The organism is Pseudomonas putida (genome assembly GCA_041071465.1).
Classification (GTDB): domain Bacteria; phylum Pseudomonadota; class Gammaproteobacteria; order Pseudomonadales; family Pseudomonadaceae; genus Aquipseudomonas; species Aquipseudomonas putida_P.
Window position 1 is genome coordinate 5379656 of record CP163498.1, and the last position, 17573, is coordinate 5397228.

General features: G+C 64.0%; 14 protein-coding genes. 13 read left to right on the plus strand and 1 reads right to left on the minus strand.

What is annotated here, in order from left to right; all coding sequences use genetic code 11:
• The first annotated feature begins 43 nt into the window (after positions 1–43).
• The 5 genes from tssA (at position 44) to AB5975_24755 (ending at position 7847) form a co-directional block, all read left to right on the plus strand.
• A complete protein-coding gene (tssA, locus tag AB5975_24735; GenBank protein XDR19675.1) occupies positions 44–1141 on the plus strand; it encodes a type VI secretion system protein TssA in 1098 nt (365 codons plus the stop codon).
• Between the two features lie 114 nt (positions 1142–1255).
• The gene (locus tag AB5975_24740; GenBank protein XDR19676.1) at positions 1256–3772 is read left to right on the plus strand and encodes an excinuclease ABC subunit A; all 2517 of its coding nucleotides are present in this window, start codon (positions 1256–1258) and stop codon (positions 3770–3772) included.
• 87 nt (positions 3773–3859) lie between these two features.
• Complete coding sequence (locus AB5975_24745) at positions 3860–4366, plus strand: sigma-70 family RNA polymerase sigma factor (protein ID XDR19677.1); 507 nt, start codon at positions 3860–3862, stop codon at positions 4364–4366.
• Complete coding sequence (locus AB5975_24750) at positions 4366–5328, plus strand: FecR domain-containing protein (GenBank protein ID XDR19678.1); 963 nt, start codon at positions 4366–4368, stop codon at positions 5326–5328. The genes AB5975_24745 and AB5975_24750 overlap by 1 nt, the downstream gene beginning before the upstream one ends.
• A gap of 101 nt (positions 5329–5429) precedes the next feature.
• Positions 5430–7847, plus strand: a complete 2418-nt coding sequence (locus AB5975_24755) for a TonB-dependent siderophore receptor (GenBank protein ID XDR19679.1) — start codon at positions 5430–5432, stop codon at positions 7845–7847.
• 116 nt (positions 7848–7963) lie between these two features.
• Here AB5975_24755 and AB5975_24760 read toward each other — a convergent pair whose 3' ends face one another.
• Entirely contained in the window at positions 7964–8839 is an 876-nt protein-coding gene (locus tag AB5975_24760) for an AEC family transporter (protein ID XDR19680.1), read from the minus strand.
• 426 nt (positions 8840–9265) lie between these two features.
• Between AB5975_24760 and AB5975_24765 the strand changes: the two genes are divergently transcribed.
• The 8 genes from AB5975_24765 to AB5975_24800 all read left to right on the plus strand — a co-directional run bounded on the left by AB5975_24765 (position 9266) and on the right by AB5975_24800 (position 17569).
• Positions 9266–10561: an MFS transporter gene (locus tag AB5975_24765; GenBank protein ID XDR19681.1), complete on the plus strand. Its 1296-nt coding sequence runs from the start codon at positions 9266–9268 to the stop codon at positions 10559–10561.
• Positions 10562–10673: 112 nt separating this feature from the next.
• Positions 10674–10982 carry a hypothetical protein gene (locus tag AB5975_24770; protein ID XDR19682.1) on the plus strand — a complete coding sequence of 103 codons (309 nt, stop codon included), beginning with the start codon at positions 10674–10676 and terminating at the stop codon, positions 10980–10982.
• A 48-nt stretch (positions 10983–11030) separates the two neighbouring features.
• On the plus strand, positions 11031–11582 hold the full coding sequence (locus tag AB5975_24775) for a YbhB/YbcL family Raf kinase inhibitor-like protein (GenBank protein XDR19683.1): 552 nt from the start codon (positions 11031–11033) through the stop codon (positions 11580–11582).
• 554 nt (positions 11583–12136) lie between these two features.
• A complete protein-coding gene (locus AB5975_24780; protein XDR19684.1) occupies positions 12137–13198 on the plus strand; it encodes a 3-deoxy-7-phosphoheptulonate synthase in 1062 nt (353 codons plus the stop codon).
• Between the two features lie 79 nt (positions 13199–13277).
• The gene (locus tag AB5975_24785) at positions 13278–13559 is read left to right on the plus strand and encodes a peptidylprolyl isomerase (GenBank protein XDR19685.1); all 282 of its coding nucleotides are present in this window, start codon (positions 13278–13280) and stop codon (positions 13557–13559) included.
• Between the two features lie 70 nt (positions 13560–13629).
• Positions 13630–15498: an extracellular solute-binding protein gene (locus AB5975_24790; protein XDR19686.1), complete on the plus strand. Its 1869-nt coding sequence runs from the start codon at positions 13630–13632 to the stop codon at positions 15496–15498.
• Positions 15495–16553 (plus strand): microcin C ABC transporter permease YejB, encoded by a 1059-nt coding sequence (locus tag AB5975_24795; protein XDR19687.1) that lies wholly within the window; start codon positions 15495–15497, stop codon positions 16551–16553. Before AB5975_24790 ends, AB5975_24795 begins: the two co-directional genes overlap by 4 nt.
• Positions 16553–17569, plus strand: coding sequence for an ABC transporter permease (locus AB5975_24800; protein XDR19688.1), 1017 nt, complete (start codon positions 16553–16555; stop codon positions 17567–17569). The genes AB5975_24795 and AB5975_24800 overlap by 1 nt, the downstream gene beginning before the upstream one ends.
• Positions 17570–17573: the final 4 nt, after the last annotated feature.

Consider the following 17573-nt stretch of genomic DNA (forward strand, 5'->3'; position numbering starts at 1 on the left):
GGTTTTCTGGCACGCTGTTCATCAGCCATGTCCAGAGTGTTATATGCCTGAAATCCTCAATGACCTCTCGCTGGCCACACTGGCCGCACCCATCGAAGGTGGCAGTGGCGAAGACTTGAGCTTCTCTGCCTTGTTCGACCAGATCAAGGAAGCCCGCCGGGCGGACCCTGACTACCTGACCCAGGGCGACTGGCAAACCGACTTGAAGACTGCCGACTGGGAGCAGGTAATCAACCTGTCGGCTCAAGGGTTGGCGCAGCACAGCAAAGACTTGATGCTGGTGGCCTGGCTCAGCGAGGGCCTGGCCCAGCGTGAGCACTTCGAAGGCATCACTTTTGGCCTAGAGCTGACCGAACAGCTTCTGGATACCTTCTGGGACACCCTGTTCCCAACGCTTGAAGACGGCCTGGACGAGCGCGCGGCGCGGCTGTCCTGGCTGAAGACCACGCTCACCGACATTGCCGGTGGCTTGCCCATTACCCAAGGGCAGCATTTTGGCGTGTTGCGCTATGACGAGTCACGCCACGTCGAAAACCTCGCCCTGCAGAACCCCAAGGCAATGCAGACAGCACTGAACGAAGGCAAGATCAACGCCGAGATTTTCCAGCGCTCGGTAGCGCTGAGCGACACTGATCACCTGCGTGCCAAGGCGCTGCAGATCGGCACCAGCCTGAATGCGTGCAAACGCCTGCAGGCCAGCGCCGACCGCCTGTTCGGCCACGAGGCGCCCAGCTTCGCCAGCCTTGCCGACATGCTGTCGCGCGCCAGCCAGCTGGCGGAGAAACTGCTCAAGGATCGCGGCGTCGAGCTGCACCCCGCAGCGGTGGCGGTAGCAGAACCCGAGGCCATCTTTGTCTCTACTGACGCAGCAGGTGAACCGATGAACACGCCCGTCCAGGCCTCTGCGCCTGCCCCTATGCGCACGACACCACTGACCCGCGACGAGGCTTTCACCATGCTTGCGGGCATCGCCCAGTTTTTCAAGCAAAGCGAGCCGCAGAGCCCGGTACCTTACTTGATCGAACGTGCGATCAAGTGGGGCAACATGCCGTTGGAGGGCTGGCTGAGCGATGTGATCAAAGACAGCAACGTGGTGGACAACATTCGTGATGTGCTAGGCACTCGCGAACCAAGGTCCTGATACTCGTTCGGGCCGACCCGGCCTCTTCGCGCACCGACTTGCCAGGGCGCAGGCCAGTACAGCCTCGGCAAATGCTGCTAACGTGAGCGCTCCAAACTGCCAAGGACCGCTCAGATGCCGCCACGCTCACCCTCTCCCACCGGTTTCGTCCGCGTCCGTGGCGCCCGCGAGCACAACCTGAAGAACATCGATGTCGATATCCCTCGCGACGCCTTGGTGGTGTTTACCGGCGTGTCCGGTTCGGGCAAGTCATCGCTGGCCTTCTCCACGCTTTATGCCGAGGCCCAGCGCCGCTATTTCGAATCGGTAGCGCCCTATGCCCGGCGCCTGATCGACCAGGTTGGCGTGCCCGACGTGGATGCCATCGACGGCCTGCCGCCGGCAGTGGCCCTGCAACAGCAACGTGGTACGCCAAGTGCCCGCTCTTCGGTGGGCAGCGTCACCACCCTGTCCAGCTCGATCCGCATGCTCTACTCGCGCGCGGGCCACTACCCGGCCGGGCAAGCAATGCTGTACGCCGAGGACTTTTCACCGAACACACCTCAGGGCGCCTGCCCGGAGTGCCACGGCATGGGCCGGGTTTACCAAGTGACTGAAGCGACCATGGTCCCCGACCCGTCGCTGACTATCCGCGAGCGGGCGGTGGCCGCGTGGCCGATGGCCTGGCAGGGGCAGAACCAGCGCGACATCCTGGTGACGCTGGGCTATGACGTGGACATTCCCTGGCGCGACCTGCCCCAGGCGCAACGCGACTGGATCCTGTTCACCGAAGAAACGCCTACCGCGCCCGTGTATGCCGGCTTGACCCCAGCGCAGACCCGCGACGCACTCAAGCGCAAACTGGAGCCCAGCTACCAAGGCACGTTCATGGGTGCACGGCGTTACGTGCTGCATACGTTCATGCACTCGCAAAGCGCGCAGATGCGCAAGCGCGTGGCTCAGTACATGCGCCCCAGCCCCTGCCCGCTGTGCCAGGGCAAGCGCCTGAAGCGCGACGCGCTGGGCGTGACCTTCGCCGGCCTGGACATCGCCGAGCTGTCGCACCTGCCGTTGCAGGCGCTGGCCGAAGTGTTGCGCAAGGTGGCGGCGGCAGACTACCTGACACTGCAGCAGGATGAGCTGACGCTGGAAAAGCGCCTGGCCGCCCAACGCATCGCCAACGAACTGCTGGAGCGTATCGACACATTGCTCGGCCTGGGCCTTGGTTACCTGGCACTTGAGCGCAGCACCCCGACGTTGTCCTCCGGCGAGCTGCAACGCCTGCGCCTGGCTACCCAACTGAATTCACAGTTGTTCGGCGTGATCTACGTGCTCGACGAGCCATCGGCCGGTTTGCACCCAGCCGACAGCGAAGCGCTGTTCGAAGCCTTGCAACGCCTGAAGCATGCAGGCAATTCGGTGTATGTGGTGGAGCACGACCTGGACACCATGCGCCGCGCCGACTGGCTGGTGGATGTAGGGCCGGCTGCCGGCGAGCATGGCGGTACCATTCTTTACAGCGGGCCGCCTGCGGGCCTGGCCGAGGTCGAGCAGTCATGCACCCGTGCCTACCTGTTCAGCGCCCCGCCCCAGACCAAACGCGCCCCCCGTCAGCCCTGCGACTGGCTGAAGCTTGAAGGCATCACGCGCAACAACCTCGATAACCTCAGCGCTGCCTTCCCGCTGGGCTGCTTCACCGCCGTTACCGGTGTTTCCGGTTCTGGCAAGTCCAGCCTGGTCAGCCAGGCCCTGCTGGAACTGGTAGGGGCACACCTGGGTCATGCCGAGCAACGTGGCGAGCCCGAAGAACACAGCCTGGAAGACGAACCTGATCAGGCCAGTAGCGGCCAGGTGAGTGCGGGGCTTGGCAGCATCAAGCGCCTGGTGCAGGTCGACCAGAAGCCAATCGGCCGCACACCGCGCTCCAACCTGGCCACCTATACCGGCCTGTTCGACCATGTACGCAAGCTGTTCGCCGCCACCGAGCAGGCCAAGGCGCAGGGTTTCGACGCTGGGCGTTTTTCTTTCAACGTTGCCAAGGGCCGCTGCGCCAACTGCGAGGGTGAAGGTTTCGTCAGCGTCGAGTTGCTGTTCATGCCCAGTGTCTACGCGCCCTGCCCAACCTGCCATGGCGCCCGCTACAACCCCGAAACCCTGGCGGTGAGTTGGCAAGGCATGAACATCGCGCAAGTGCTGCAGATGACCGTCGACCAAGCCCTGCAGGTATTTGCCGAACAGCCACCGGTGCGACGTTGCCTGCAAGTGCTGCAGGATATCGGCCTGGGCTACCTGCGCCTGGGCCAACCGGCCACCGAGCTGTCCGGTGGCGAGGCGCAGCGGATCAAGCTGGCTACCGAACTGCAACGCATCGCCCGCGGGGCAACGCTGTATGTGCTGGATGAGCCCACCAACGGTTTGCACCCGCAGGACATCGACCGGCTGCTGGTGCAGTTGAACCGCCTGGTCGAGGGCGGGCACAGCGTGGTAGTGGTCGAGCACGACATGCGTGTGGTGGCGCAAAGCGACTGGGTGATCGATATTGGGCCGGGAGCTGGCGATGCCGGGGGCAAGGTGGTGGTCAACGGCATCCCGCAAGTCGTGGCTGGCTGTAGCGAAAGCCGTACAGCGGCGTTTCTGGCCAAAGCCTTGTAGTGCCTGCGCATTGCCAGGCTCCGTGGATGGCGCTTAGAATGCGATCAATTCTTAATTGCACCCTTCGCCCGGAGCCTCGCGCCCGTCATGCCGCCCGCCGACCCTACCCTGAACCTGCAAGTCCAGACGCTGTACACCGAGCACCATGGCTGGCTGCAGGGCTGGCTGGGGCGAAAACTGGGCAATGCCTGCGATGCCGCCGACCTGGCTCATGACACGTTCGTGCGCCTGCTCAGCCGGCAGGGCAACAGCTTTTTCGGCAATGAACCCCGGGCCTTGCTGACCCACATCGCAAAGGGCCTGGTGATCGACCGCTGGCGCCGCCAGGAAGTCGAGCGCGCCTACCTGGAAGCCATCGCACACTTGCCGCAACCCGAGGTGCCCTCGCCGGAAACGCGCTGGCTGATCCTCGAAACCCTGTACCGCATCGACGCCATGCTGCGCGACATGCCGGCCCGTGTACGTCAGGTGTTCCTGCTGTCGCAGCTGGACGGGCTGACCTACGCACAAATTGCAGAACAGCTGCAGGTTTCGCTGATCACCATCAAGCGCGACATGCGCACGGCTTTCCTTGCCTGCCTGAGCATCGACTGATGGTGCAGCGCATCGACCCACTGATCCTTGGCGAAGCCGCTGACTGGCTGGTGCAGCTGCAGTCGGGCAACGCCACCGAGGACGATCGCCGTGCGGTCCAGGCCTGGTGCCAACGCAGCGCCCAGCACGCCCAGGCGTGGCAGCGTGCCGAAGCCATCCTCGGTGATTTCCGCCGCCTGCCCAACCCGGTTACCGGTGAAACCCTGCGCCGCCTGAGCCGCAACGGGGCGGTAAGCCGTCGCCAGGCCCTGCAGCGCCTGGGGCTGTGGCTGCTGGCAGCACCCACGGCCTGGCTGGCCTGGCGTGAAACGCCTTGGCAGCAATGGACCGCCGATGCGCGCACCGCGGTCGGTGAGCAACGCGCATTGACACTTGCCGACGGTAGCCAGGTGCTGCTGAACACCGACACAGCCATCGATATCACCTTCGACGCCCAACAGCGCCGCATCGACCTGCTGGCGGGCGAGATTCTGCTCACCAGCGCCAAGGACCCTGCCACCCTGGCGCGGCCGCTGCTAGTGCGCACCCTGCATGGTCAGGCGACTGCGCTGGGCACACGCTTCAGCGTGCGTATCGATGGCGCGCTGACCCGGGTGGCCGTACTTGAAGGCGAAGTGGCTACACGCCCGCTGCATGCCGCAAGCCTGTTGCTCAAGGCTGGCGAGCGCAGCGCTTTCGATGCCGACCGAGTACTGCCCGCCTCAGCGCTGGAAACCGGTGACCTGGCCTGGGAGCACGGCATGCTGCTGGCGCGCGACATGCGCCTGGCCGACCTGTTGCTGGAGTTAGGTCGCTATCGCCCAGGCGTGCTGCGCTGCCACCCGGCAGTGCGCGAGCTGAAGGTATCGGGCGCCTTTCCAGTGGCAGACACCGACGCCAGCTTGCGGCTGCTGGGTGACACCCTACCTGTATCAATCCAGGGTTTGACCCGTTACTGGGTGACGGTGGAGCCCCTAAGCTGACACGCCCCTACAGGGACCGCGAAAAAGTCAGTGATACCTTTACCTGCGTCGTCCGGTGATGAGTGCAGAACCTTCATTTTCTGCACCCACAGGATGCTTGCATGACGCCCCGCCAGCCGTACCGCCTGCCCTTCAAGGCACTGAGCCTTGCCATCGCCATGGCCGCCCTGGCCCCCACGGCGATGGCCGCCGACACCACCCCGCGCACCTATCACCTGGCCGCTGGCCCACTGGCCGACGTGCTGGCGCGCTTCGCCGCCAGCGCCGGAGTACCATTGTCGTTCGACCCGGCCCTGCTCAACGGCCTACAAAGCCAGGGCCTGCAGGGTAACTACAGCGTCCCGGAAGGTTTCACCCGCCTGCTGGCCGGCAGTGGCTACAGCCTGATCACCACCGACAGCGGCGGTTATACCTTGGCGCCGACGGTCGACCTGGGCAATGCCCTGGAACTGGGTGCGACCACCATCAACAGCGACCTGGCCGCCAGCAGCGACACCTGGCAAGGTGGCCAGGTAGCCCGCAGCGCGCGCCTGGGCGTGCTCGGCGACCAGGCCATCAGCGACGTGCCGTTCAGCGTTACCAGCTACACCGCCAAGACCATCGCCGACCAGCAGGCCCGCACCCTAGGTGACGTGTTGCTCAATGACGCGTCGGTGCGCCAGTCGGCGGGCTTCGGCAACTTCTCGCAAGTGTTCACCATTCGCGGTTTGCCGCTGAACACCGACGACATCAGCTACAACGGCCTTTACGGCGTACTGCCGCGGCAGATCGTGACCACCGAAGCGCTCGAGCGAGTCGAGGTGTTCAAAGGGTCCAGTGCCTTCCTCAATGGGGTCGCACCGCAAGGCAGCGGCATTGGGGGTGCAATCAACCTGGTGCCCAAGCGCGCCGAAGATACCCCCACACGGCACGTTACCCTCGACTATGCCACTGGCGACAACATTGGCGGCCATCTCGACCTGGGCACGCGGTTTGGTGAGGACAATCGTTTCGGCGCCCGCATCAACCTGGCCCAGCATGACGGCGGCACTGGCGTGGACGACGAAGCCCAGCATTCCACCCTGGTTGCCGTGGCCCTTGATTACCGTGGCGAGCGGCTGCGCTTGTCCACCGATCTGGGCTACCAGAAGGAACGCATCAACCAGGGCCGCGCGGTGATCTACCCCACCGGCAGCAAGGTGCCCCACGCGCCTTCAGCGCGTGACAACTATTCGCAAGCCTGGAGCTGGTCGCAGCTGGAAGACACCTACGGCATGCTCAACGCCGAGTACGACCTGAACGACAACTGGATGCTGTATGCCGGCGCCGGCGCCAAGCACACGCGTGAGAACGGCGAATACTCCTCGCTGTACGTCAGCGACGCGAACGGCACCGCGCGCGGCGGTTTTCTGTATTCGCCCCACGACGAGGACAACAAAAGCGCCGTCGCCGGGCTCAATGGCCGCTTTGCCACCGGCCCGGTCAGCCACCGGGTCAATTTCGGCCTGTCAGCCATGTGGGGTGAACAGCGTTCGGCCTACGAGGCACTGGCTGCCAGCAAGCGTTATGACAGCAACCTGTACAACCCGGTGAAAGTGCCGCGCCCCACCGACACCTACTTTGGCAGCGACCTGCACGACCCGCGCATCGTCGGCAAAAACCGCAACAAGAGCGTCGCATTGTCCGACACCCTGGGTTTTCTTGATGACCGCGTCCTGTTGACCGTGGGTGTGCGCCGGCAATCGATCAGCGTCGACAGCTGGGCGACCGCCACGGGGGTGCGCAACACGCCGTACGACGAGTCGATCACCACACCGGTGTATGGCTTGGTGATCAAGCCTTGGGAGCATGTGTCGTTCTATGCCAACCGCATCGAGGGCTTGGCCCAGGGCCCGACGGCACCGTCGAGTGTCAGCAATGCCAACGAGGTGTTCCCGCCCAAGCGCAGCAAGCAGGTCGAGGCTGGGGTGAAACTGGACTGGAACAGTTTTGGCGCCACCTTGGGCGTGTACCGCATCGAACAGCCCAACAGCGTCACCTACCGCGCTCCGGGCGCTGCGCTGGACACATTCAGCATGGACGGCGAGCAGGTCAACAAAGGCGTGGAACTGAACCTGTTTGGTGAGCCCGTCGACGGCTTGCGCCTGCTGACAGGCGCGGTATTCATGCACACCGAGCAGAAGCACACGGCCTATGGCAGCAACGACGGCAACCGCGCCGCTGGCGTGCCACGCTTCCAGTACAACCTGGGTGCCGACTGGGACGTGCCTGGCATTCAAGGCGCCGCGCTCAGTGCCCGCTTGCTGCGCACGGGTGGCCAGTATGTGAATGCGGCCAACAGCCTGAGCATTCCGGCCTGGACCCGAGTGGACCTGGGCGCACGCTACCGTTTCAAGGTCGATGACAAGCAAGTGACATTGCGCGCCAACGTGGAGAACGTGGCGAACAAGGCGTACTGGGCTTCGGCGTCGACTTCCAACAACTACTTGACCCAAGGTACGCCGAGAGTGCTGCGATTGTCGGCCAGTGTAGACTTCTGAGCCATTCGCGGCACAGGGCTGTTCCTACAGCGACGGCATCGCCTGCAAATACGAGGCAGTGCGTGTAGGAGCAGCCTTGTGCTGCGAAAGGGCCGGAAGATGTCGTGGCCACTGCCCTACATCCACCAGGCCAACACCACCGGCAACCAGGCAAACGACAGCACTGTCGAGCACATCACCAGGTTTGCCACCTGCTCCGGCTCACGGTTGGCCCGTACCGCCATCAGGTAGTTGAACACGGCTACCGGCATCGCCGACTGCACCACCAGCACTGCACGCTCCAGGCTCTCCATACCCAGCGCTGCGCCCACCGCCCAGCCCACCCCGGCCCCCAGGCCAATGCGCAAACCACCCAGCAGCATGCCACTGCCAACATGGCGCAGGCGAATGCTGGCCAGCGATACCCCGAGGGTCAGCAGCATCAGCGGAATGGTCATGCCACCCAGCAAGTCCGCGGTATTGGCCAGCCAGCGCGGCAGCTCGAAGTCCAGAAATATGATCGGCATGGCACCGGCCAGGCTGATCACGATGGGGTTGCGCAGCAAAGCCTTGAGCGAAGCGGCAGTGCCGGAAATGGCCATACCAATAGTGAACTGCACGATCGAGAGGGTGAGAAAGAACGCCACGGCCAGGGCCAGGCCATGTTCACCAAAGGCGTACAGGCTGATCGGCAGCCCCATGTTGCCGGTGTTGGGGAACATGAACGCCGGCAGCAGTACCCGCCAGTGCATCCCCGAAACGCGGCACACCAGCAAAGCGGCCATGGCCATGCCCAGGGTGCACAGCAGACAGGCCATGGCCATGCTGGTGAAGGCGGCGGGGTCCAGCTCGGTGCGGCTGAGGGTGGACAGTACCAATGACGGTGTGCCAACGGTCATCACCACCCGAGCGATGAACTCGGTGGGGTAGTCCAGGCCCTTGCGGGCCCAGATATAGCCGATGCCGGCGACGATGAATACCGGGGCCAGGACTGCAAACAACGACGCGAACATGGGGGCCTTCCTTGGTGTGGGTTCAGCATTATGCAGCAGTCTGCAAGATTGCCCAGATAACCTCACCCCTGCCGGAGCAGCCCTCAAGATTGTCTGTAAAAGACACTTTCATGTCGCCCACAGACTGCGGCGTCTCGTCGCATACCGTTGCCCCTTGGGCAAAAGCTTCCAAGCCCGTAGAATCCCGCTTCCTTTTCGCCCGTCGCCTTGAACGGTGGCAACCAGCAGCAAAGACAGAGTCAGCGCCTGAACACATGAACGCACATGTGAAATAGGCTCAACCCTCCCCGCCCGGCCCCTTCCCAAAAGGCCCAGCGGTTGAGTCTTGCCCAGGTCGCATCCGTGTCGCCACTCGCCCCTTGTTGGGCTGAGCCGGTGTGCGCGTCCGAGAAGGCGCTCATTCCGCTCATCCAACTAGAGGTACGTATGTCTCCGCGTTTGCTGGCCATGGCGCTGGCGCCCCTGCTCGGGCTGTTCATCATCGCCCTGGGCAACGGCTTCATGTCTTCCCTGACCACCCTGCGCCTGGGCGCTGCCGGTGAGTCCGCCACCACCATTGGTATCGTCTCGTCGACCTACTTCATCGGCCTGACCCTTGGTGCCATCTTCAACGACCGGCTGATCCTGCGCATCGGCCACATCCGCGCCTATACCAGCTTCGCCTCGCTGATCGCCGTGACCATCCTGCTGCAGGGGCTGTTCTATGACGTCACCTGGTGGTCTGTGCTGCGCCTGATCAATGGCTGGGCGGCCGTCGGCGTGTTCCTGGTGATCGAAAGCTGGCTGCTGCTGGCCGGTGACGCGAAAATCCGTGGTCGCTTGCTGGCGCTGTACATGATCGCCTTCTATGGTGCCGGGGTAATCGCCCAGGCCGGCCTTGGCGAAATTACCCAGTTGGGCGAAACCGCACCCTTCATGCTGGCTGGCGTGCTGGCCGCCCTGTCGGTGCTGCCAATCGTGATCCTGCCGCGGGTGTCGCCGCTGTTGGACCAGGTCGAACCCCTCAAGCCCCGCCAATTGCTGGGTGTGGCGCCGTCGGGCCTGGTCGGTTGCTTCGGCTCGGGCGTGGCCATTGCCGGTATTTATGCGCTGCTGCCGCTGTACCTGCAACGCATCGGCCTGGAGGTAGGGGAAGTTGGCAACATGATGGCCTGGGTGATCCTGGGTGCCATGCTGCTGCAATACCCGGTCGGGCGCTGGTCCGACCGCAAGGACCGCCAAGATGTGCTGATTGCCCTGGCTGCCCTGTGCGTGGTGCTGTCGCTGATCACGGTGTTCCTGCCGTCGGACTCGTTCCTGCTGCCGGCCATGCTGTTCCTGCTCGGTGGCGGCGTGTTCACCCTGTACCCGGTGGCGGTCAGCCACGCGGCCGACCGCGCGCCTTCCGATGCGCTGGTACCGATGATTCAGGGCCTGCTGCTGATCAACTCGCTGGGTTCGGCCATGGCGCCGGTGGCCATTTCGCCGATGATGAGCGAATTTGGCGAGGCCGGGCTGTTCTGGGCCTTTGCCGTGGTCAACCTGGCCATGGTGTGCTTCTTCATGTGGCGCCGTGGCAAGCGCCCGGCCGCGGAGCACCCAGCCCCGTTCACCGCTTCGACGACCTTCTCGCCAACCGGCGCCGAGCTGAGGGTGACCGAAGACCTGATGCATGCGGCCCAGGAGCATCCGCCGCTGGAGCCAGTGGAGCCCGTGCAGGCTGCCCGTAGCGAAACGCACTGACCCCAGGGGCCGCACAGCGGCCCCTCCCCTGCGACCACTCGTCGCCCAGAAGGCACCCCTCCTCACACCCCCAGCCAAACGAATGACAGATCATCCGCAAAGGAGACGTCCCATGATCCGCATTCGCCCGCTCTCCCTGTGTCTGGCGCTGGCCCTGACCAGCCTCGCCGGCACTACGTTCGCCGCCACCGATACCCATACCGACAGCCGCCCGCAAACCGACCAGTCTGGCGGCAAGACCGCCGGTGATGACAGCAGCGTCAACAGCCCCGGCAGTGGCAAAAGCAACGACAGCAGCGACACCGGCAGCAATACCGATGCCGCCGACGGCGCCAGCGGCGGTTCCAACAGCACTGGCGAAGCCACGGGCTCCGGCGCCGGGTACAGCGGTGGCACCGCCGAGGACCAGGACAGCCACTGACGCGGGCCTGGGCTACACTGCGCTCCAACGCCCTGCCAAGGAGTTGCCATGAACCTCAAACCCTGGCTGCTCGCCGCCCTGATGCCTTGCGCGGCCTTGGCTAACAGCAGCAACCAAGGCGCGCTGTCGATCAGCTCCTCGTCGTTCACCGATGGTGGCGTGATTGCGTTGCAGCAGGTTGGCCTGGACCCGGCCTGCGGTGCCGGCGAGGAGCGCACCCCGCAACTGAGCTGGGACAACCTGCCCGAAGGCACCCAATCGCTGGCCCTGATCATGTTCGACCCAGACGGCGGCAAGGGTGTCGGCGTAGTGCACTGGGTTGCCTACAACATCGACCCCGAACAGGATGGGCTCAAGGAAGGTATGGCCGGGCTGAGCGGGCAGTACCTGACCGTGGGCCGAAACTCGAGGGACACCCGCAGCTACCGTGGCCCCTGCCCACCCGCCGGCGACAACCCGCACCACTATGCATTGACCCTGATCGCCACCGACCTGCCGTTAGGTACATTGCCCGAAGACCTGGACCGCAACGGCCTGCTGGAGCTGCTGCAAGGCCACGCACTGGGGGCGCAGAGCCTGGTCGGGCGCTACGGCCATTGAACCATTCAGTACAAAAATAAATGATCAGCTCCATAGCATTTATCCATTGAATGGCCCGCACCAACTGAAGTAAGCTCGGGGTCATTCACTGGAGAGCAACATGCCGAAACACACCCGCAACCACGCCAACCACACCGGTCGCAGCCTGCGCCCTGTGCTTGCCGTTGCCGGCTGCGTGGCACCTGCCAGCTATTACTTTGGGTATTGGTTTAGCCACTAGGCGCCGATACCCACACGGCGCCCACCTTCGAGGGGCCGCCGAACATGAGAATACTCAAACCCCCGGTCGGCTCCCCGACCGGGGGTTTTGCTTTTCAGGCCTTTGAACAACACCGATTCACATTGAGGACAGATTCATGAACTACGCCACTTACTACTACGCAAACACCTATGCCTGGCGATTTAGCCAATCCCGTTCGGGCCAGCCTGCCGCCTCCGATCGGTCCTCTACAGGTGGCAATGCAGCAGCCAATACGAATTCAACGATCTGTCGAACACCTCGATAGGGCCGACCACGCGGGCTTGAACCCGCCGTCCGCCCAGGGAAAAACGCCATGCAAGCTTCCAACCTCGCCCTGCCCCTGACCCAGCCGCAAGCGGCCAACACCACCGTCAGCAAACGCCTGCCCAGCCCGCACCTGCTCAAGCAGCAGATGCCACTGCCCAGCGAACTGGCCCAGCAAGTCCAGGCCCATCGCCAGGCTATCCGCAACATCCTCGAAGGCCGCGATCAGCGCCTGCTGGTCATCGTCGGCCCCTGCTCGATTCACGACCCTCGCTCAGCCCTGGAATACGCCGACCGCCTGGCCGCCCTCAGCCGCGAAGTCGATGACAAGCTGCTGCTGGTGATGCGCGCCTACGTCGAAAAACCGCGTACCACAGTGGGTTGGAAAGGCCTGGCCTACGACCCGCACCTGGATGGCAGCGACGACATGCACTCGGGGCTTGCCTTGTCCCGTGGGCTGATGCTGAGCATGATCGAGCGCGGCCTACCCATCGCCACCGAGCTGTTGCAACCGATGGCCGCCGGCTACTTCGATGACCTGCTGGCCTGGGCCGCGATTGGCGCACGCACCACCGAATCGCAAATCCACCGCGAAATGGTCAGTGGCCTGGAGCTGCCGGTGGGCTTCAAGAACGGCACCGACGGCGGTATTGCCATCGCCAGCGACGCCATGCGCAGCGCTGCCCACTCGCACCGCCACTTCGGCATGGATGCGCAGGGCCACCCGGCAATCATCGATACCCTGGGCAATCCGGACACACACCTGGTGCTGCGTGGCGGCCACAAAGGCCCGAACTACGATGCCGACAGTATCGCCATGGCCCGCCAGGCATTGGCCAAAGCCGGCCTGCAGGCACGGATCATGGTCGATTGCAGCCACGCCAACAGCGGCAAGGACCCGGCGCGCCAGCCGGCCGTCTTCAATGATGTTTTGGCGCAGCGTCTGGCCGGCGACCGTTCGCTGGTCGGCGTGATGATCGAGGGGCACCTGTTCGAGGGTTGCCAGGCGCTGGGCAAGGGCGCACTGAAATACGGCGTGTCGATTACCGATGGCTGCCTGGGCTGGGCTTCGACCGAATCCCTGTTGCGCGAGGCGGCACAAAAACTCTAGGCCGATGGTTGCAAGCCTGGCGAGACATACCCCAAGCAAGTGCGCTAGGCTTGCTTTTTTACCCCAAGGAGCAGTACCCATGGCCCGTGCAACCGCCCGCCACATCCTGGTCAGCAGCGAAGAGAAATGCAACGAACTGAAAGCCCAGATCGAAGCAGGCGCCGACTTCGCTGAAATCGCCAAAGCCAACTCTACCTGCCCGTCCAGCCGCCAGGGCGGCGACCTGGGCTCGTTCGGCCCAGGCCAGATGGTCAAGGAATTCGACACCGTGGTGTTCAGCGCCCCGGTCAACACCGTGCAAGGCCCGGTGAAGACCCAGTTCGGCTACCACCTGCTGGAAGTGACCAGCCGCCAGGACTAAGTAGCCAGTAGCTGCTCATGTCCCTGTGGGGGGCGGGTTACCCGCGAATGCGCCAGATCAGGCAACAAGGTTGCATGGATGGACGCATTCGCGGGTAAACCCGCTCCTACAGGTTCTGTGTTGCCTGTTCCTGCTTTGTTTCGCATTCAACACGCAGGCCGCCCCCTCCCACGCCCTCACCGTCTACGGTGAAGCCCCCCGCTACAACGCCAGCTTCCAGCATTTCGACTATGTAAACCCCAACGCCCCCAAAGGTGGCATCCTGCGCCGCTCGGCCATCGAGATTGGTCAGTTCGACCACATCCTCCCCTACATCGACAAGGGTATCGGCGTCAGCGAAGTCGATGGCTTGCTCTACGCGCCTCTGGCCGTGCGCTCGTTCGATGAACCCTACACCGTGTATGGCCTGATTGCCCGACGCATGGAGCGCGGGCCCGATGACGTCTGGCTGCGTTTCGAAATAGACCCGCGCGCCACCTTCGCCGATGGCAAGCCGGTGCGTGCCGACGATGTACGTTTCACCTTCGAACTCTTGATGAGCAAGGGCAGCCTCAAGTACCGCACCCAGTTCGCCGACGTCACCGGCGTTACCGTGGAAAGCCCGCGCAGCGTGCGTTTCGACTTCAAACCCAAGCACGGCCGCACCCTGGCGCTGGACCTCGCCAGCCTGCCGGTGCTGCCCGAGCACGACTGGCAACAGCGCGACTTCGCCAACGGTGCCGGCTTCGACAAACCGGTCGGCAGCGGGCCGTACCGCATCGGGCGCATCGACAATGGCCGCAGCATCACCTTCGAGCGCGACCCGAACTGGTGGGCGCGTGAGCTGCCCGCCAGCCGAGGCCGCTACAATTTCGACAAGTGGCGCATCGAGTACTTCGGCGACACCGAAGTGGCGCGCCAAGTGCTCAAAGGCGGTGGCTACGACTACAACCGCGAGTTCTCCGCCACCGCCTACACCTTGGGCTACAACGGCGTGCAACTGGACGACGGCCGTCTGCAACGCGCTCACCTGGGCCCGGCCAAGCCGCAGGTGGCCCAAGGCTTCGTGTTCAACCTCGACCAGCCGCAGTTCAAGGACCGCCGTGTGCGTCAGGCGCTGGGCATGTTGTGGGACTATGAGTGGAGCAACCGGCAGATGATGCGCAATATGTACATCCGCCAACAGAGTGTGTTCTCCAACACCCCGTTGGCTGCCCGCAAGCTGCCCGATGCCAGCGAGCTGAAGCTGCTTGAGCCACTGCGCGGCAAGGTGCCGGACGAAGTCTTCACCACCGTGTTCACCGCCCCGGTTACCGATGGTTCGGGCATCATCCGCCAGCAGCAGTTGCAGGCCCTTGCCCTGCTCGAACAAGCCGGCTGGCACCCTGAAGGCGACCGCCTGGTGAACAGCCAGGGCACACCGCTGGCGTTTACCTTCCTCAACGGCCAGTCGGGCATGGAGCGCCTGCTGTTGCCGTGGAAGCGCAACCTGGCCCAGATCGGCGTCACCCTGAACATCCGCAACGTCGATTCGGCCCAGTACGTCAACCGGCTGATGGCGCGCGACTACGACATGATCGTCACCGGCTACCCGGTCACCCTGTCGCCGGGTGCCGAGCTGTACAACTACTTCGGCTCGACGGCCGCGCACGACCCTGGCTCGAACAACCTGATGGTGTTGCAGGACCCCGCCGTGGACCGCCTGATCGACGGCCTGGTGCGGGCCGAAACTCAGGCCGACATGCTGCATCATGCCCATGCGCTGGACCGGGTACTGCAATGGAACTACTACTGGATCCCCAACTACTACCCACCGGGCAGCTCCACCGCCTGGTGGAACCGCTTCGGCCTGCCCAAGGTACAGGCCGCCTATGACGAAGGCCTGGACACCTGGTGGGAGGCAAGCCCCACCGCGCTGACCAATGAGCAAATGGCCGAACGCCGGAAGGCCTCGCCATGACCGCCTACCTGCTGCGCCGCCTGTTGCTGATCATTCCGACGCTGCTGGCAATCCTGCTGGTCAATTTCGCCATCGTCCAGGCCGCGCCGGGTGGCCCGGTGGAGCAGGCCGTGGCGCGCCTGCAGGGCCTCGGTGGCAGCGCACCCGGCGCGCGGGCTGAGGTTGTGCATGGTGAATCCCGCGCCACCCGTGGCCTGGACCCAAAACTGATCGATGAGATAAAGCGCCAGTACGGTTTCGACAAGTCCGCCCCCGAACGCCTGTGGCTGATGCTGGGTCAGTATGCCCGGCTGGATTTTGGCAACAGCTTCTTTCGCGGAGCGAAGGTGACCGACCTGATCCTCGACAAGTTGCCGGTTACCTTGTCGCTGGGTTTCTGGGCCACGCTGATCACTTACCTGGTGTCGATCCCGCTGGGTATTCGCAAGGCAGTGCGCCACGGCAGCCGTTTCGATGCCTGGAGCAGCGCGCTGATCGTGATTGGCTACGCCCTGCCCTCGTTCCTCTTCGCCCTGTTGCTGATCGTGCTGTTCGCCGGCGGCACCTCGCTCAACTGGTTCCCGGTGCGTGGCCTGGTCTCGGACAATTTCGACGAGCTCAGCCTGCTGGGCAAGGTCGCGGACTATTTCTGGCACCTGGTGTTGCCGGTCGGCGCCCTGGTGATCGGTGGTTTCGCCACCCTCACGCTGCTGACCAAGAACGCCTTCCTCGACGAGATTTCCCGCCAGTATGTGGTGACTGCCAGGGCCAAGGGCCTCAGCGAGCACCGTGTGCTGTATGGCCATGTGCTGCGCAATGCCATGCTGCTGGTGGTGGCTGGCCTGCCGCAGGCATTGATCACGGTATTCTTCGCCGGTTCGCTGCTGATCGAAGTGATCTTCTCGCTCGATGGCCTGGGCCGCATGAGCTATGAAGCAGCCGTGTCGCGAGATTACCCGGTGGTGTTCGGCACGCTGTTCATCTTCACCCTGGCTGGCCTGCTGATTCGCCTGATCGGGGACCTGTCGTACACCCTGCTGGACCCGCGCATCGACTTCGACACGAGGGCGCACTGATGCTCTCGCCCATATCGCGCCGTCGCCTGCAACGCTTTCGCCGCAACCGCCTGGGCTGGGTGTCGCTGTGGCTGTTCGCCGGCCTTCTGCTGTTGAGCCTGGGGGCGGAGCTTGTGGCCAACGACAAGCCACTGCTGCTGGGCTACAAAGGCCAGCTGTATGTACCGGCGCTCAAACGCTACACCGAGCAGCAGTTTGGCGGGCAACTGCCGTTTCAGCCCGATTACCGCAGCGCCTATGTGCGCCAACTGATCGAAGGCCAGGGCGGCTGGATGCTGTTCGCGCCTATCCCGTTCAGCGCCGATACCCCCAACTACGACCTGCTGGTACCCACCCCCAGCCCGCCCAGTGCCAGCAACTGGTTGGGCACCGACGACCAGGGCCGTGACGTGCTGGCGCGGGTGCTGTACGGCACGCGGGTATCGCTGCTGTTCGCCTTCGCCCTGACCGTGGTCAGCGTGCTCATCGGTGTGGTGGCCGGCGCTCTGCAGGGCTACCACGGCGGCTGGGTCGACCTGCTCGGCCAGCGTTTGCTGGAGGTATGGTCGGGGTTGCCGGTGTTGTACCTGCTAATCATCCTCAGCGGCTTTGTCGAGCCGGATTTCTGGTGGCTGCTGGGGATCATGGCGTTGTTTTCCTGGCTGACCCTGGTCGACGTGGTGCGCGCCGAGTTCCTGCGTGGGCGCAACCTTGAGTATGTAAAGGCCGCCCGGGCGCTGGGGCTGCCGGACAGCCAGGTGATGCTGCGGCATATCTTGCCCAATGCCATGAATGCCACGTTGACTTATGTGCCGTTCATGCTGACCGGGGCGATTACCACACTGACCGCGCTGGACTTTCTTGGCTTTGGCATGCCGGCGGGCAGCGCCTCGCTGGGTGAGCTGGTGACCCAGGGCAAGCAGCACCTGGAGGCGCCATGGCTGGGCTTTACCGCGTTCTTTGCGCTGGCGGTGATCTTGTCGCTGCTGGTGTTTATCGGGGATGCCCTGCGCGAGGCGTTCGATCCTCGAGGATGATTTT

Coding starts and splice junctions, on each gene's coding strand:
- tssA (XDR19675.1), top strand. CDS start 44: ATGCCTGAAATCCTCAATGACCTCTCGCTGGCCACACTGGCCGCACCC.
- AB5975_24740 (XDR19676.1), top strand. CDS start 1,256: ATGCCGCCACGCTCACCCTCTCCCACCGGTTTCGTCCGCGTCCGTGGC.
- AB5975_24745 (XDR19677.1), top strand. CDS start 3,860: ATGCCGCCCGCCGACCCTACCCTGAACCTGCAAGTCCAGACGCTGTAC.
- AB5975_24750 (XDR19678.1), top strand. CDS start 4,366: ATGGTGCAGCGCATCGACCCACTGATCCTTGGCGAAGCCGCTGACTGG.
- AB5975_24755 (XDR19679.1), top strand. CDS start 5,430: ATGACGCCCCGCCAGCCGTACCGCCTGCCCTTCAAGGCACTGAGCCTT.
- AB5975_24760 (XDR19680.1), bottom strand. CDS start 8,839: ATGTTCGCGTCGTTGTTTGCAGTCCTGGCCCCGGTATTCATCGTCGCC.
- AB5975_24765 (XDR19681.1), top strand. CDS start 9,266: ATGTCTCCGCGTTTGCTGGCCATGGCGCTGGCGCCCCTGCTCGGGCTG.
- AB5975_24770 (XDR19682.1), top strand. CDS start 10,674: ATGATCCGCATTCGCCCGCTCTCCCTGTGTCTGGCGCTGGCCCTGACC.
- AB5975_24775 (XDR19683.1), top strand. CDS start 11,031: ATGAACCTCAAACCCTGGCTGCTCGCCGCCCTGATGCCTTGCGCGGCC.
- AB5975_24780 (XDR19684.1), top strand. CDS start 12,137: ATGCAAGCTTCCAACCTCGCCCTGCCCCTGACCCAGCCGCAAGCGGCC.
- AB5975_24785 (XDR19685.1), top strand. CDS start 13,278: ATGGCCCGTGCAACCGCCCGCCACATCCTGGTCAGCAGCGAAGAGAAA.
- AB5975_24795 (XDR19687.1), top strand. CDS start 15,495: ATGACCGCCTACCTGCTGCGCCGCCTGTTGCTGATCATTCCGACGCTG.
- AB5975_24800 (XDR19688.1), top strand. CDS start 16,553: ATGCTCTCGCCCATATCGCGCCGTCGCCTGCAACGCTTTCGCCGCAAC.